The organism is Methylobacterium sp. Leaf94 (assembly GCF_001426045.1).
In the GTDB taxonomy this organism is placed as follows: domain Bacteria; phylum Pseudomonadota; class Alphaproteobacteria; order Rhizobiales; family Beijerinckiaceae; genus Methylobacterium.
The window spans coordinates 114,522-130,328 of sequence record NZ_LMRM01000010.1 but is presented as its reverse complement, the minus strand read 5'-3'; the positions used below and the strand labels follow the sequence as shown (position 1 = coordinate 130,328).

Sequence of the window (15,807 nt, the reverse complement as noted above, 5' to 3'; positions counted from 1 at the left end):
CCGCGCGGGGATGCGCGCGGCGGAGCGATGGGTCGGGCCAGTTGGAAGACAAACACCGCCAGGCGTCGAGCCGGCCGGTCACGGTAGGATCCGGCCGGCCTTCGGTCCCCGGGATCCGGGGACGCGCGGCGTCAGTGCTCGTGGTGGCCCGGTGCCGTCGCGGCGGCGGCTGGCGCACCCGGCTTCATCGCGCCGATGGGCGCGACGCTGAAGGTGACGGGCACGGTGCCGGCGCGCTCGAAGCGCAGCGTGCCCTCGACCGTCTCGCCGGCCTTGGGTCCACTCGCGAGATCCTCGAACATGAGGTGCAGCCCGCCGGGCTTCAGCTCCACCGTCTCGCCCGGCTTGATCACCAGGCCACCCTCGACCGGGGCCATCTTCATCACGCCGCCCTCCATGGTCATGGAGTGGATTGACGTGCGTCCCGCCAGGGGGATCGAAGCTCCGACGAGGCGGTCGGCCTGGCTGCCGGTGTTGGTGACGCGGACGTAGCCGCCCGCCACCTTGGCGCCGCCGGGCGTCGCGCGCATCCAGGGGGTCTCGATGCTCAGGTCGCCGGCCTTGACGCTCGACGCCGCGGCGCGGGCCGGGCCGGAGGCGGCGGCCACGATGCGGACGCCGGGGGCGGGGGATTTCAGGGCATGGGCCTCCTGCCCCGCGGCCGGGATCTCGCCCCAGCGGTACTGCCCCGCGGCGCAATCCTGCTCGACGGGGAAGTAGACCGTGCTGCCGGGCGCGAAGGCGTCGCTGATCCGCGCCAGGAAGGTGAATTCGTCGACCTGATCGTCGGGCAGGCTACCCCCGGTCCAGGTGATGGTCCTCGCCCCCTCGCGAATGTCCCCGTGATAGTACGGATAGGCGCGGGCATAGGCGCCCTTCTCGGTCGTCACGGTCCAGCCGGGCTTCGGCATCGGTTTGGCACCGATCACGCCCTCGGGGATGGTGACGCTGACGCGGTTGGTCGGCTGGCCGTCGCAGCCATGGGTGATCTGCACGACGCCGCGGTAGGCGGCATTCGGGCTCGCCTCCTTGCGCTCCAGGGTGGCGTGGGCGAGGGCGGCGGTAGCGGACAGGGAGAGGAGAAGGCCTGCGAAGAGCTCGGCCCGGGGGATGCGGTTCATCGGATGGTCCGTGTCTGATGGGATCGGGAATCGGCGATCGGATCAGACGGCGGGCGGACCTCTGGGATGGGGGATCGTGCCCGGCGGTCCACGAGCGGAGACGGACGCCTCGCGTCGCCAGGTCACCCGGCTCGTCGCGGGCGCCGGCCAGACGATGGTGCGAGCCGACACCTCCGGCATCGCCGCGTGCAGCATCGGCCCGGCCACGGTGCAACAGGGCTGATGATGGGCGTGGGTCGAATCGGGTGCAGCGGGGCCGGCCTCTTCGATCTGCCCGAGGCAGAGGATGCCGTGCGCGGAGGAGTCCGGCAGGGGCACGAGACCGCTGAGGACGGCATGGAGAACGAACGCGTAGAGGGCGACCACCGCAGTGATCGCACGCAGCGGGGCCCACCTTCCGTGGCCAGCCTGTTTCGCCGGAAGCGTCATCGTCCTTCGACTTACGCCATCGGTCCTCGTTTCGCCATGCCGATCGCACGGTGGGACACCGTGCTGTGGCACACGGGCCGCAGTCGAGAGAACGTGTCCGGGGATCGCGGGGATAAGCCGCGCCGTGCCACAATGTGGCCGGGTCCCCATGAGTTCTTAACCGTACCCCGACACGGTCGTGACAGGGGGTGTTGCGAGACCTCGGCGCGCGCTGCCGGGACCGACGACACCGCGTGTCGCTTCGTAAATCAGATCAGAGTTCACGTCCGATGCTGAATCAGGCTTTCCACACCCGCGCGCTCGGCTTCGCGCTGCTCGCATCGGCGGCCGTCATCGGCCAGGCGGCGACGGCGCGTGAGGCCGGCGGCTTCGCCCAGGCCGAATGGGCGCAGGACTATGCCTCGCCCGCCGCCATGCAGGTGCAGCGCTCCTCGACGCCGATCCTGTCTCCGCAGACCGTAGCGGCCACGGAGCAGATGATCGAGCGCTACCGGGACATCGTCAATCGCGGCGGATGGAAGCCGGTCTCCGGCGCCGATCGCCTGCGCGTCGGCGCCAAGGGGCCGGCCGTGGCCGCCCTGCGCCAGCGCCTGATCGTCACGGGCGACCTCGACCCGGCCTCCGGCGGCTCGGGCGTATACGATTCCTACGTCGCGGCCGGCGTGAAGCGTTTCCAGGCGCGGCATGGCCTAAGCCAGACCGGCGCCATGAGCCAGACCACCCAGGCGGCCATGAACGTGCCGGCCGATGTCCGCCTGCACCAGCTCGAAATCAACGTGGTGCGCCTGCGCTCCTATGCCGGCAACCTAGGCAATCGGTTCGTCATCACCAACATCCCCGCCGCCCTGGTGCAGACGGTGGAGAACGGCCAGGTCGTGACCCTTCACGCCGCCGGCGTCGGCAAGATCGACCGCCAGTCGCCGATCATGAACACCAAGGCGACGCAGATCAATTTCAACCCGTTCTGGACGGTCCCGGCTTCCATCGTGAAGAAGGACCTGATCCCCAAGATGCAGAAGGATCCGACCTACCTCACCGAGAACAAGATCCGTATCTTCGCCGGCGAAAACGAAATCTCCCCGGCTTCGGTGAACTGGAACTCGGACGAAGGCACCCGCTACCGCTACCGCCAGGATTCGGGGGCCGACTTCAACTCGATGGGCATCGTGCGCATCAACATTCCGAACCCCTACGGCGTGTTCATGCACGACACGAACTCGAAGGGCGTCTACGGCGACGATTTCCGCTTCATCTCCTCGGGCTGCGTCCGCGTGCAGAACGTGCGCGAGTACATCACCTGGCTTCTCAAGGACACGCCCGGCTGGGGCCGCGAGCAGGTCGAGCAGGCCATCGAAAGCGGCAAGCGGGTCGACGCCACGCTGTCGACCCCGGTTCCGGTCTACTGGACCTACATCACGGCCTGGTCGACCCCGGACGGCCTCGTCCAGTTCCGCGACGACATCTACAAGCGTGACGGCGTGAACGTGCCCTCGACCCTCTCGGCCCCGACCCCGGTCGCCAGCGCCGAGCCGGTTCAGAGCTTCGAGCCGGGCGACGAGGAGAACTGAGCCCGCTCACCGGCGATCAAACCGCACGATTGTCGTGGCCCGCGCCCCAAGGCGCGGGCCTTTTGCATGGTGGATGCGACGCCACGACACGGGTTGTTGCCGTCTCGACTCTGAGCAACGCGCTCTGAGCTGAATTTTTTTGATCCCACGCAAAAAAATGCCTGTGCTTGGCCTTGGAACCGGTCGCGTGTAGTAATCCAGCCTTCGAACGCCCGCCCGCCCAACGCCAGCGGATTACGGGTGCGTCCGCCCGTTCAACAATCGAGGCTTTCCATGAGCGCCGGTACTGCTGCCGACAAGCACTTCTCCAACACCTTCTTCGCTGCTCCCCTCGCGGACGCGGATCCGGAGATCGCGCAGGCGGTGGCCCAGGAACTCGGCCGCCAGCAGCACGAGATCGAGCTGATCGCCTCCGAGAACATCGTCTCGCGCGCGGTTCTCGAAGCGCAGGGATCGGTGCTGACGAACAAGTACGCCGAGGGCTATCCGGGCCGCCGCTACTATGGCGGCTGCCAGTTCGTCGACATCGCCGAGAACCTGGCCATCGATCGCGCCAAGCGTCTGTTCAACTGCGGCTTCGCCAACGTGCAGCCGAACTCCGGCAGCCAGGCGAACCAGGGCGTGTTCCTGGCCCTGATGCAGCCGGGCGACACCTTCCTCGGCCTCGACCTCGCGGCCGGCGGCCACCTCACCCACGGCGCCCCCCCGAACGTCTCGGGCAAGTGGTTCAAGCCCGTCTCCTACACCGTGCGCCGCGACGACCAGCTCATCGACATGGAGCAGGTCGAGGCCCTTGCGCACGAGCACAAGCCCAAGGTGATCATCGCCGGCGGCTCGGGCTACCCGCGCCACTGGGACTTCGCCAAGTTCCGTGAGATCGCCGATGCCGTCGGCGCCTATTTCTTCGTGGACGCGGCGCATTTCGCGGGCCTGATCGCGGCCGGCGTGCATCCGTCGCCGTTCCCGCACGCCCACGTCGTCACCACGACGACCCACAAGACCCTGCGCGGCCCGCGCGGCGGCATGATCCTGACGAACGACGAGGCGCTGGCCAAGAAGTTCAATTCGGCGATCTTCCCCGGCATCCAGGGCGGCCCGCTCATGCACGTCATCGCCGGCAAGGCCGTGGCCTTCGGCGAGGCCCTGAAGCCCGAGTTCAAGATCTACGCCAAGCAGGTGATCGAGAACGCCAAGGCGCTGGCCGACACCCTGATGTCGAGCGGCTACAACATCACCTCGGGCGGCACCGACAACCACCTCATGCTGGTCGACCTGACCAGCAAGGGCCTCACTGGCAAGGCGGCGGAAGCGGCCCTCAGCCGCGCCGACATCACCTGCAACAAGAACGGCGTGCCGTTCGACACGCAGAAGCCCACCATCACCTCGGGCATCCGCCTTGGCACCCCGGCCGGCACCTCGCGCGGCTTCGGCGTCGCCGAGTTCAAGCAGATCGGCGGACTCATCGTCGAAGTCCTCGATGGCCTGGTGGCCAAGGGTGAAGAGGGCGATGCCGCGGTCGAGGCGAGCGTGAAGCAGCGGGTGCACGCCCTCACCGACCGCTTCCCGATCTACGGCTGAGGCGCAACGCCCCGCCAGCGGGCGCTTGAACCGGCGCCCCTCACCATGCCATGCAACGGCCGCGGACCCTCGGGTCCGCGGCCGTTGTCGTTTCCGGCGCGCCTTCCCCTCAGCGCTCCTCCCTCCCAGGTGTCCGTCCGATGCGGTGTCCCTATTGCGGCGGTCCCGACACCCAGGTGAAGGATTCGCGCCCGAGCGACGACGCGGCGGCGATCCGCCGGCGCCGGGTCTGCCCGGATTGCGGCGGTCGCTTCACCACCTTCGAACGGGTGCAGTTGCGCGAACTCACCGTGCTCAAGCGCTCGGGCAAGCGCGTGCCCTTCGACCGCGACAAGCTCCAGCGCTCAATCGGGGTCGCCCTGCGCAAGCGCCCGGTGGACCCCGAGCGCATCGAACGCCTCGTCAGCGGCATCACGCGTCAGCTCGAGAGCAGCGGCGAGGCCGAGATCGGCAGCGAGGCCATCGGCGAACTCGTGATGGAGGGCCTGAAGGGGCTCGACGACGTCGCCTACGTGCGCTTCGCCTCGGTCTACAAGAATTTCCGCGAGGCCAGCGACTTCAAGGCGTTGCTCGGGACCCTCTCCGATCCGGCTGCCCTCCCGGCCGATACGGGCTCGGAGGAGCCGCGCGGGGCGGGCGGAACCGCGACTGGGGACCGACTTCCGGATCTCTCCGCGACGGTCACGCCCCTCCGGCCGAAGCGCCAGCCGAAGTCCCGGGCGTGAGGAGCGCCGGAATGGAGACCGCCGGAACGGAGACCGCGGGCCCGGGCGAGACCGACCGCCGCTACATGCGTCTCGCCCTCGCCCTCGGGCATCGCAACCTCGGACGCACCTGGCCGAACCCCTCCGTCGGCGCGGTGGTGGTGGCGGGTCCGCCCGGTGCGGAGCGGATCGTCGGCCAGGGCGTGACCGCCCCCGGCGGCCGCCCGCACGCGGAGCCGATCGCTCTCGCCATGGCGGGGGAGGCGGCCCGCGGCGCCACGCTCTACGTCAGCCTGGAGCCGTGCTCCCATCACGGACGGACCCCACCCTGCACCGACGCCATCGTCGCAGCCGGCATCGCCCGCGTCGTCACGGCCCTGGAGGACCCCGATCCGCGGGTCGCCGGGCGCGGCCATAATCTCCTCGCCGCCGCCGGGATCGCGGTGACCACGGGCCTCCTGGCGGAGGAGGCCGCCCGCGATCATCGCGGCCACGTCACCCGCGTGACGCGGGGGCGGCCGAGCCTGCACCTCAAGCTCGCCCAGACCCAGGATGGTTTCGCCGGTGCGCCCGCCGAGCGCCTGCGGATCACCGGCGCCATCGCCGATGGAGCGGTCCATCTCTGGCGAGCGCACGCGGATGCGATCCTCGTCGGCATCGGCACCGCGCGCGCCGACGATCCGTCCCTCACGGTCCGGCTGCCGGGGCTGTCCGACCGTTCGCCCCTGCGCGTCGTGCTCGATTCGAACCTTCGCCTGCTGCCCTCCACCACCCTGGTGCGGAGCGCCTGCGACGTTCCGACCCTGATCCTCAGCACCCGCCGGGCTCCGGTGCACGCCAAGCGCATGCTGGCCTCCTTCGGTGTGGAGGTGATCGGCGTCGATGCCGACGGCGCGGGACGGGTCGACCTGCACGCCGCCTTGCGGGCCCTGGCCGAGCGGGGCGTGACGCGCCTCTGCTGCGAAGGCGGCCCGCACCTCGCCGATGCCCTGGCGGGCGCCGACCTCGTCGACGTCTTCACGCTCATCACCGGCCCAGGACGACTCGGCGACACCGGCGGCCTGCCGGCTATCGGCCCTGTGCTTCGGAAGCGGCTCGACGAACACCACCTCCGGGTCGTCGAAACCCGGATTCTCGGTCCCGACCGGGCCGTCACCTACGAGCGGAGCGCCTGAGATGTTCACCGGTCTCGTCACGGATGTCGGAGAGGTCGTGTCGGTCGCCGGCGACGACCGCCTGCGCCGCATTCGCATCCGCTCGCACTACGATCCCGCCACCATCGCGCTGGGTGCCTCCATCGCCTGCTCGGGCCCTTGCCTCACGGCGGTCGCGATCGAGCCGGCGGAGGACGGCTGCATCTTCGCCGTCGATGCCGCGGCCGAGACGCTGGCCCGCACCCATGTGAGCACGTGGCGCGAGGGCCGACGCCTGAATCTCGAGCGCTCCCTGAAGATCGGCGACGAGCTTGGCGGCCATCTCGTCACCGGCCACGTGGACGGCCTGGCCGAACTCGTGGCCCGAGACCCCGTCACGGGCGGTGCGGGGGATCCGCAATGGGCCCCCTCGGACCGCTTCACCCTGCGCGCCCCGGCCCAGCTCGCACGCTTCATCGCCGAGAAGGGCTCGGTCTGCCTCGACGGCACTTCGCTGACCGTGAACACGGTGGACGGCGACCTGTTCTCGGTGCTGCTCATCCCGCACACCCTGGCGGTGACCACCTGGGGCGAGCGGCGGGCCGGGGATCGGCTCAACCTCGAGGTCGACCTCATCGCCCGCTACGCCGCCCGACTGTCCGAGAGCCGCGCCGCCGCAGGGACCTGAGCGCGCGGACCAGCACCCGCAGACCCGGATTGGCGGCGCTCGCGCTTGTCGCCACGGCGCCTAGGGTCTATCGCTCGCGCCTGCGGGCGCAGGACAGGTCCGGCCGGTCGAGTCTTGCGCACCGACGGATCCCCGAGGGTCGCGGCAAGCGCGCCCGGTCCCGGCTGCTGTGCCGTCCGCCGACCGTGTCCCGTGAAAGCCTCTCGATGGTATCGCTCGCCTACGCTTCCCGCACCGCTCCCGCCAACGTCAAGGGCGCGCGCGTCCTCGTGGTCGAAGCCCGCTACTACGAGGATCTCGCCGACGAGCTCCTGGCCGGCGCGGAAGGCGCCCTTGCCGCGGCCGAAGCGGTGGCCACGGTGGTGACCGTGCCCGGCGCCCTGGAGATCCCGGCCGCCATCGCGATCCTGGTCGAGGCCGCGGCCCGTGCCGGCCAGCCCTACGATGCCGTGGTGGCGCTCGGTTGCGTCATCCGCGGCGAGACCGGGCATTACGACATCGTCGCGGGCGAGAGCGCGCGGGCCCTGATGGACCTGTCCGTCACCCTGCGCCTGCCGCTGGGTAACGGCATCCTCACGGTGGAGACGGAAGCCCAGGCCCAGGCCCGTGCCCGGGTTGCCGAACTGAACAAGGGCGGCGGTGCCGCCGAGGCCGCGCTCGCGGTGCTGTCGCTGAAGCGCGACGCATCGGCGGCGTCGGTCGGAGAGGATTGAGGATCATGGCCAACGACTCCGGGATGAAGACCGCCGAACGCAGCGGCGCACGCCTGTCCGTCGTGCAGGCGCTCTACGACATGGAAATCTCGGGCAAGGGCGTGATCGAGGCGCTCACCGAGTTCGAGACCTTCTGGATCGGGCGCGAGGTCGACGGCATCGAGCATCCGGCCGCGGAGATCGCCTTCTTCCGCGACCTCCTGCGCGGCGTCGTCGAAGAGCAGCGGGCCATCGATCCGATCCTCGACGGGGCACTGGCCTCGGGCTGGCCCCTCAAGCGCATCGAGGCGGTGCTGCGCGCCATCCTGCGGGCGGGCGCCTACGAGCTCATGTCCCGCCGCGACGTACCGGCGCGGGTCGTCATCTCCGAATACGTCGATGTCGCCCATAGCTTCTTCGGCGGCGACGAGCCCGGCATGGTCAACGGCGTCCTCGACAAGGTGGCCCGGGACGTGCGCGGCAACGAATTCGCCGGCCTGCCGGCCTCCGGCCGGGCCTGACCCCGGTGGCCCGGCCCGACGAGGACGGGCTGATCGCGCGCTACTTCGCGCCCCTGGCGGGACCCGGAGCGGATGGCCTGCGCGACGACGCCGCCACCCTGTCGCCCAGTCCCGGCTGCGACCTCGTTCTCACGGCCGACGCCATCGTGGCCGGGGTGCATTATTTTCCCGACGATCCACCGGGTTCGATCGCCCGCAAGGCCCTCGGCGTGAACGTCTCGGACCTCGCCGCCAAGGGCGCCCGCCCGCGCGGAATCCTGCTGACGCTCGCGCTGCCCGATGACTGGACCGAGGACTGGCTCGCTGGCTTCGCGGCCGGCCTCGCCGATGGTCTCTCGGAGTTCGGCCTCGACCTCCTCGGCGGCGATACCGTGCGGGCGGCCGGCCCGGCGCTGATCGGCGTCACCGCGATCGGCGAAGTCCCGGCGGGGGGAATCGTCCGGCGTGGGACCGCGCAGGTCGGCGACCGGATCTGCGTCAGCGGCACGATCGGGGATGCGGCCCTGGGCTTGCTCCTGCGCCGCCCCAACGGGCCGGGCTGGGCGGGCGCGCTGGACGCGGCGGATCGCGACGCCCTCATCGATCGCTACTGGCATCCCCGCCCGCGCATCGGCCTCGCTCCGGTCCTGCGCCGCTACGCCCGGGCCGCGATGGACGTCTCGGACGGCCTCGCCGGGGATCTGGCCAAGATGCTGAAGGGGGAGGGGCGCTCCGCGGAGATCGATCTCGCCCGGCTCCCGCTCTCGCCCGCCGCCGCGAGAGCCTTGGCCCAGGAGCCGGCCCTCCTGACCCCGATCGCGACGGGCGGCGACGATTACGAGATCCTCTGCGCCGTGGCCCCCGAGAACCTGAACGCCTGCCTGGCGGCGGCGGGCGCCACCGGCACGCCCCTGACCTGCATCGGCACGGTCACGGCCGGTTCCGCGTCGCCCTCCTTCCGGGAGGCCGACGGCACGCGGCGGGTGCTGGGGACAGGGTCCTTCAGCCACTTCTGAGACGCCGGCCGCTTCGCGCGGCGCCGTCCCCGAACGCTGAGATCAGGCTCGCGCCCGCGCGAACACTTCCACCGAGCCCGACCTGTTTTGCGATGCAAAAATATTCGCGGCTGAAAAAGCTCGGCAGCATTTGCCAGCGCCGGTGAAGTTTGGCACTCAGAGCAGGCATTCCTTGGGAGGAGATGCACAACAACAGAAACGCGGCGCGCGGCGGAGACGCTCGCGCGAACGATGACCTTCGCACGCCAGAAACGCTGCGCACACCCGGAAACCACGGCCACGAAGTCCAGCAACGCCACGACAGACCCGCACGGGCATCGCCAATCAAGGACGGTCGAATGACAGCTTTGTTGCTTATCATCCTGGGCGGGCTGTGCGCCGTCGCCTATGGCATCCTCACGATCAACGACGTGATGAAGCGCGACGCCGGCACCCAGCGCATGCAGGAGATCGCGGGGGCGATCGCCGAGGGGGCGCAGGCCTATCTCCGGCGCCAATACGCCACGATCGCGATCGTCGGGCTCGTGCTGTTCGTCGCCCTCACATATTTCCTCGGGTTGAAGGTGGGTATCGGCTTCCTGATCGGCGCCGTGCTGTCGGGGGCGGCCGGCTTCATCGGCATGAACGTCTCGGTGCGTGCCAACGTCCGCACCGCGCAGGCAGCCTCCACGTCGCTCGGCGGCGGCCTCGACGTCGCCTTCAAATCGGGGGCCGTCACCGGCATGTTCGTGGCCGGCCTCGCGCTCCTCGGCGTGGCGCTCTACTACGGCTACCTCACCCGCATCGCCGGCCTGTCGCCGGCCAGCCGCGACGTCATCGACGCCCTGGTGGCCCTGGGCTTCGGCGCGTCGCTGATCTCGATCTTCGCCCGTCTCGGCGGCGGCATCTTCACCAAGGGCGCGGATGTCGGCGGCGACCTCGTCGGCAAGGTCGAGGCCGGGATCCCGGAGGACGATCCGCGCAACCCTGCCACCATCGCGGACAATGTCGGCGACAACGTCGGCGACTGCGCCGGCATGGCGGCCGACCTGTTCGAGACCTACGCGGTGACCGTGGTCGCCACCATGGTGCTCGCGGCGATCTTCTTCTCCGGCCAGACCGAGGTCGGGGGGCGCAACGTCCTCGAGGCGATGCTGCTCTATCCCCTGGCCATCGGCTCGGCCTGCATCCTGACCTCGATCGCCGGCACCTACGCGGTGCGGCTCGGGGCCAACCAGTCGATCATGGGCGCGCTCTACAAGGGCCTGATCACCGCCGGGGCCCTCTCGATCGTCGCCATCGCGGGCGTGAACTACGCCCTGTTCGGCGGCTTCGGCACGGCCTTCACCACCAACGCGGGCGTGACCTTCACCTCCGGGGGCCTTCTCGGCTGCGCGGTGATCGGCCTCGTCATCACGGCGCTGATCGTCGTCATCACCGAGTACTACACCGGCACCAACTTCCGGCCGGTGAAGTCCATCGCGGACGCGTCCGTGACGGGCCACGGCACCAACGTGATCCAGGGCCTGGCGATCTCGCTCGAATCCACCGCTCTGCCCGCGCTCGTCATCGTCGCGGGCATCATCAGCACCTACTCGCTGGCCGGGCTGTTCGGCATCGCCATCGCGGTCACCGCCATGCTGGCGCTCGCCGGCTTCATCGTGGCCCTCGATGCCTTCGGTCCGGTCACCGACAATGCCGGCGGCATCGCCGAGATGGCCGGCCTGCCGCCGGACGTGCGCAAGTCCACCGATGCCCTCGACGCGGTCGGCAACACCACCAAGGCGGTGACCAAGGGCTACGCCATCGGCTCGGCCGGCCTCGGCGCCCTGGTGCTGTTCGCCGCCTACACCTCCGACCTGAACTACTTCATCGCCCATGCGAGCCCGACCCAGTACCGCTTCTTCCAGGGCGTGACCGTCGATTTCTCGCTCTCCAACCCCTACGTGGTTGTCGGCCTGCTGCTGGGCGGCCTGATCCCGTTCCTGTTCGGCGGCATGGCGATGACCGCGGTGGGCCGCGCTGCCGGCGCCGTGGTGGAGGAGGTGCGTCGGCAGTTCCGTGAGAAGCCCGGCATCATGGAGGGGACCGACCGGCCGGATTACGGCCGCGCCGTCGACATGCTCACCCGGGCGGCGATCAAGGAGATGATCGTTCCCTCGCTGCTGCCGGTGCTGTCGCCGATCGTGCTGTTCTTCGTGATCCAGCCGATCGGCGGAAAGAGCCAGGCCTTCGCCACGGTGGGAGCGATGCTCCTCGGCGTGATCATCACGGGGCTCTACGTTGCGATCTCGATGACCTCGGGCGGCGGTGCCTGGGATAACGCCAAGAAGTACATCGAGGACGGGCACCACGGCGGCAAGGGCTCGGACGCCCACAAGGCGGCCGTGACCGGCGATACCGTCGGCGATCCCTACAAGGACACAGCCGGCCCCGCCGTGAATCCGGCGATCAAGATCACGAACATCATCGCCCTGCTGCTGCTGGCGGTGCTGGCACACAGCTGAACGCGAACGACCCCCGGCGGCCTGAAGGCCATCGGGGGTCGCGCGACGTCCTGCGGGCCGCGGCAGGATCCCTGCCGCGGCCTTCGCGCAATCGGTCTCAAGCAGCGTCCGGCATTTGGCCGAGGAGCTTGTCGAGGGTGATCGGGTAGCTCCGCACCCGCACGCCGGTGGCGTTGTAGACCGCGTTGGCCACCGCCGCGCCCACACCGCAGATGCCGAGTTCGCCCACACCCTTCGCCTTCATCGGCGAAGATTGCGGATCGACCTCGTCGAGGAAGATCACCTCCTGGTGCGGAATGTCCGCGTGCACCGGCACCTCGTAGCCGGCGAGATCGTGGTTCACGAAGAAGCCGCGCTTGGTGTCGACCGCGAGTTCCTCCATCAGCGCTCCGCCGACGCCCATCGTCATACCGCCGATGACCTGGCTGCGGGCCGATTTCGGGTTGAGGATGCGCCCGGCGGCACAGACCGCCAGCATGCGCCGCACCCGGATCTCCGCCGTGTCGACGTCGACGCCGACCTCGACGAAGTGGCCCGCGAAGGTCGATTGCTGCTGCTTCTTGGCGAGGTCGCCGTACTCGATCGAATCCTCCGCCACCAGTTCACCCTCGCTGGCCGCCTTGGCCAGGGTCTCGGTGCGATTTCCGGAGCGGACCTGCCCGTCCGCGAACACCGCATCGGCCGAGTTGAAGCCGAGCCGCTGCGCCACCGCCTCGCGGAGCTGGACGCAGGCCGCGTAGACACCGGCGGTCGAGTTGTTCGCACCGAACTGGCCACCCGAGCCGGCCGAGACCGGGTAGGACGAATCGCCGAGGCGCACCACCACCTTGTCGAGGCCCACGCCCATCATCTCGGCGGCGGTCTGCGCGATGATGGTGTAGGAGCCGGTCCCGATATCGGTCATGTCGGTCTCGACCGTGACGATGCCGTCGCGCCCGAGGCGGACCCGGGCGCCCGACTTCATCAGCAGGTTGTTGCGGAAACCCGCCGCCATGCCGATGCCCACGAGCCAGCGCCCGTCGCGAACCTGGCCGGGCTTCGGGTTGCGGGCCGACCAGTTGAACGTCTCCGCGCCGAGCTTCAGGCAGCCCACGAGGTTGCGGTGGGAGAACGGACGCTCGGGATGCCCCGGATCGACCTGGGTGTCGTTGCGGACGCGGAAGGCGACCGGGTCCATGCCCAGCTTCTCGGCCATCTCGTCCATGGCGATCTCGAGGGCCATCAGGCCCGGCGCCTCGCCCGGCGCCCGCATCGAATTGCCCTCGGGCAGGTCGAGATGGGCGAGCTTCATCGCCGTCAGGCGATTGGCCCCGGCATAGAGCAGCTTGGTCTGATCCACCGCCGTCTCCGGCTTGCCCTTGGGCAGGTTGCCGGAGGTGCTCTCGTGCGCAATGGCGGTGATCGTCCCGTCCGGTGTCGCACCGATGCGGATTCGCTGGATCGTGGCCGGCCGGTGGGTCGTGTTGTTGGCGACCAGCGGCCGGGTCAGCGCGACCTTGACCGGTCGGCCGGCGGCCTTGGCGGCCAGCGCCGCCACCACGGCGTCGGAGCGCACGAACAGCTTTCCCCCGAAGCCGCCGCCGATATAGGGCGAGTCGACGCGGATCGACGCCTCCGGGATGTCGAGGATCTTGGCGATGCTGCCCTTGGTCCAGGCGATCATCTGGTTGGAGGTCCAGAGGGTGAGCTTGTCGCCCTCCCAGGCGGCGATGGTCGCGTGCGGCTCCATCATCGCGTGGCTCTCGTCGGGGGTCGTGTAGGTCTCGTCGAACTGGACGGGCGCCGAGGCGAAGGCGCCCTCGAAGTCGCCGGTTCGATCCTCGCCGCCGCCGCCGCTGCCCTCGCCGCTGTCGCCGGGAACCGGCTTGGCGGACGAGGCCACGGCCGCGAGGTCGAACTGGCCGGCCTCGCGGGCATAGTCGACCTTGACGAGGAACGCCGCGGCTCGGGCCTGCTCGAAGGTCTCGGCCACCACGACCGCGATGGCCTGGTGGTAGTGCTGGACCTGGGGACCGCCGAAGAGGTTGGCGGCGTTCATCCGGCCGAGGCCGAGAGCCGGCATGTCCAGGGTGGTGACGATGGCGACGACGCCGGGCGACGCCTTGGCGGCCGCCGTGTCGATGGCGCGGATGCGGCCCTTGGCGATGCCGGCGCCGAGCACGTAGCCGTAGGCCTGATTCGCCACCACGTCGTGGCGCTCATAGGCATAGGGCGCCGTCCCGGTGGTCTTGAACTTGCCGTCGATGCGGTCCGTGGCCTTGCCGACGACTTTGAGCTGGTCGATCGGGTTCTGGCCCGCGGGGGTGTCGAACTTCATGGCTCAGGCCCTCGCTTCGTTCAGCGCCGCGCTGAGCGTGCGCTCGGCCAGCGTCAGCTTGTAGGCATTGTCGTGGGTCGGCTTGGCGCCGGCGAAGGCCTGCGCGGTCACCGCCTTGGCGCCCCGGGCCATCTCCCCCTCCGCCGCTTCCACCCGCCAGGGCTTGTGCGCCACGCCGCCGAAGGCCGCCCGGCCGCTGCCGTCCGGCTGAACCACCGCCGCCACCGAGACCAGGGCGTAGGCGTAGGACGCGCGATCCCGGACCTTGCGGTAGATGTGCGCGCCACCCAGCGGCTTCGGCAGCGTCACCGCCGTGATGAGCTCGCCGGGCGCGAGCGTGGTGTCTACCTCCGGCCGGTCACCCGGCAGGCGGTGGAATTCGGCCATCGGGATCTTCCGCTTGGTCCCCTTGGCGTCGACGGTCTCGACCGCGGCGTCGAGCACCCGCATGGCGACCGCCATGTCGCCCGGATGCGTGGCGATGCAGGCCTCGCTGGCACCGATCACGGCGAGCTGGCGCGAGACGCCGTCGAGGGCCGAGCACCCGGAGCCCGGCTGACGCTTATTGCAGGCCTGCGCGGTATCGTAGAAGTACGGACAGCGGGTGCGCTGCAGGAGATTGCCGGCGGTGGTCGCCTTGTTGCGCAGCTGTCCGGAGGCACCGGCGAGCAGGGCCCGCGAGAGCACGGCGTAATCCTTGCGCACGCGGGCATCGGCCGCGAGGTCGGTGTTGCGCACGAGAGCTCCGACGCGCAGACCGCCCTCTGGCATCGCCTCGATCTTGTCGAGCCCGAGGCCGTTGACGTCCACGAGGTGGGTCGGGGTCTCGATCTGCAGCTTCATTAGATCGAGGAGATTCGTGCCACCGGCAATGAACTTGGCGTTCGGATTACGGGACACGGCGGCGGCGGCTTCCGCGGGCGAATTCGGGCGCTCGTAGGTGAAAGACTTCATGCGGGCCTCCCGGCGACCTCGGTCATCGCCTCGACGATGTTGGAATAGGCGCCGCAGCGGCAGATATTGCCGCTCATGCGCTCGCGGATCTCGGCGTCCGTGACCTGCATCGGCGCATTCAGATCCGCCGTGACGTGGCTGGGGATGCCAGCCTTGATCTCGGCGAGCACCGCGACGCCGGAGCAGATCTGGCCGGGCGTGCAGTAGCCGCACTGGTAGCCGTCATGCTTGATAAAGGCGGCCTGCATCGGGTGCAGGGCGTCGGGCTGGCCGAGCCCCTCGATGGTGGTGATCTCCGACCCCTGGTGCATCACCGCCAGGGTCAGGCAGGAATTGATGCGCCGGCCGTCGACGATCATCGTACAGGCGCCGCACTGGCCGTGGTCGCAGCCCTTCTTCGAGCCGGTCAGGTGCAGGTGCTCGCGCGCGGCGTCGAGCAGGCTGGTGCGGGTGTCGATTTCGAGTTCGCGGCGCTGGCCGTTCACCGTCAGCGACACCTTCGCCAGCACCGGCTGATCCGGACCGGCGGAGTCAGGCCGACCCTCGGCCCGCGCGGGGACCGCCGCCAGGGCCGCACAGGCCGTCGCGCCGGCCATAACGTCACGTCGACTCAATTCGTTC

Annotated in this window: 14 protein-coding genes; 9 read left to right on the top strand and 5 right to left on the bottom strand. The window is 69.9% G+C overall.

From position 1 onward, the window contains the following. Positions 1 to 131: 131 nt before the first annotated feature. Entirely contained in the window at positions 132 to 1,121 is a 990-nt protein-coding gene (locus ASG63_RS07845; protein ID WP_056213906.1) for a DUF1775 domain-containing protein, read from the bottom strand. Positions 1,122 to 1,163: 42 nt separating this feature from the next. Next, the gene (locus ASG63_RS07840; protein ID WP_056213903.1) at positions 1,164 to 1,487 is read right to left on the bottom strand and encodes a hypothetical protein; all 324 of its coding nucleotides are present in this window, start codon (positions 1,485 to 1,487) and stop codon (positions 1,164 to 1,166) included. A 332-nt stretch (positions 1,488 to 1,819) separates the two neighbouring features. Here ASG63_RS07840 and ASG63_RS07835 point away from each other — a divergent pair, with 332 nt between their 5' ends. From ASG63_RS07835 to ASG63_RS07795, 9 genes are all read left to right on the top strand, one after another. Further along, positions 1,820 to 3,118 carry a L,D-transpeptidase family protein gene (locus ASG63_RS07835; RefSeq protein ID WP_056213901.1) on the top strand — a complete coding sequence of 433 codons (1,299 nt, stop codon included), beginning with the start codon at positions 1,820 to 1,822 and terminating at the stop codon, positions 3,116 to 3,118. Between the two features lie 273 nt (positions 3,119 to 3,391). Next, positions 3,392 to 4,696 carry a serine hydroxymethyltransferase gene (gene glyA, locus ASG63_RS07830; protein ID WP_056213897.1) on the top strand — a complete coding sequence of 435 codons (1,305 nt, stop codon included), beginning with the start codon at positions 3,392 to 3,394 and terminating at the stop codon, positions 4,694 to 4,696. A 140-nt stretch (positions 4,697 to 4,836) separates the two neighbouring features. Continuing rightward, positions 4,837 to 5,421 carry a transcriptional regulator NrdR gene (gene nrdR / locus ASG63_RS07825; RefSeq protein ID WP_244476410.1) on the top strand — a complete coding sequence of 195 codons (585 nt, stop codon included), beginning with the start codon at positions 4,837 to 4,839 and terminating at the stop codon, positions 5,419 to 5,421. A gap of 11 nt (positions 5,422 to 5,432) precedes the next feature. Further along, on the top strand, positions 5,433 to 6,575 hold the full coding sequence (ribD, locus tag ASG63_RS07820; protein ID WP_056213894.1) for a bifunctional diaminohydroxyphosphoribosylaminopyrimidine deaminase/5-amino-6-(5-phosphoribosylamino)uracil reductase RibD: 1,143 nt from the start codon (positions 5,433 to 5,435) through the stop codon (positions 6,573 to 6,575). 1 nt (position 6,576) lies between these two features. Continuing rightward, on the top strand, positions 6,577 to 7,221 hold the full coding sequence (locus tag ASG63_RS07815) for a riboflavin synthase (protein WP_056213892.1): 645 nt from the start codon (positions 6,577 to 6,579) through the stop codon (positions 7,219 to 7,221). 206 nt (positions 7,222 to 7,427) lie between these two features. After that, positions 7,428 to 7,934, top strand: coding sequence for a 6,7-dimethyl-8-ribityllumazine synthase (gene ribH / locus ASG63_RS07810; protein WP_056213889.1), 507 nt, complete (start codon positions 7,428 to 7,430; stop codon positions 7,932 to 7,934). A 23-nt stretch (positions 7,935 to 7,957) separates the two neighbouring features. Next, positions 7,958 to 8,434 carry a transcription antitermination factor NusB gene (gene nusB, locus ASG63_RS07805; protein WP_056214016.1) on the top strand — a complete coding sequence of 159 codons (477 nt, stop codon included), beginning with the start codon at positions 7,958 to 7,960 and terminating at the stop codon, positions 8,432 to 8,434. 5 nt (positions 8,435 to 8,439) lie between these two features. Then, positions 8,440 to 9,429, top strand: a complete 990-nt coding sequence (gene thiL, locus ASG63_RS07800) for a thiamine-phosphate kinase (protein ID WP_056213885.1) — start codon at positions 8,440 to 8,442, stop codon at positions 9,427 to 9,429. A gap of 338 nt (positions 9,430 to 9,767) precedes the next feature. After that, positions 9,768 to 11,915 carry a sodium-translocating pyrophosphatase gene (locus ASG63_RS07795; RefSeq protein ID WP_056213883.1) on the top strand — a complete coding sequence of 716 codons (2,148 nt, stop codon included), beginning with the start codon at positions 9,768 to 9,770 and terminating at the stop codon, positions 11,913 to 11,915. 97 nt (positions 11,916 to 12,012) lie between these two features. On the opposite strand, the gene paoC is transcribed toward ASG63_RS07795, so the two are convergent. The 3 genes from paoC to paoA are packed head-to-tail and all read right to left on the bottom strand — an operon-like array spanning position 12,013 to position 15,782. Further along, positions 12,013 to 14,232, bottom strand: coding sequence for an aldehyde oxidoreductase molybdenum-binding subunit PaoC (gene paoC / locus ASG63_RS07790; RefSeq protein ID WP_056213879.1), 2,220 nt, complete (start codon positions 14,230 to 14,232; stop codon positions 12,013 to 12,015). A gap of 3 nt (positions 14,233 to 14,235) precedes the next feature. Further along, a complete protein-coding gene (locus tag ASG63_RS07785) occupies positions 14,236 to 15,186 on the bottom strand; it encodes an FAD binding domain-containing protein (RefSeq protein WP_056213875.1) in 951 nt (316 codons plus the stop codon). Then, complete coding sequence (gene paoA / locus ASG63_RS07780) at positions 15,183 to 15,782, bottom strand: aldehyde dehydrogenase iron-sulfur subunit PaoA (RefSeq protein ID WP_056213872.1); 600 nt, start codon at positions 15,780 to 15,782, stop codon at positions 15,183 to 15,185. The genes ASG63_RS07785 and paoA overlap by 4 nt, the downstream gene beginning before the upstream one ends. Positions 15,783 to 15,807: the final 25 nt, after the last annotated feature.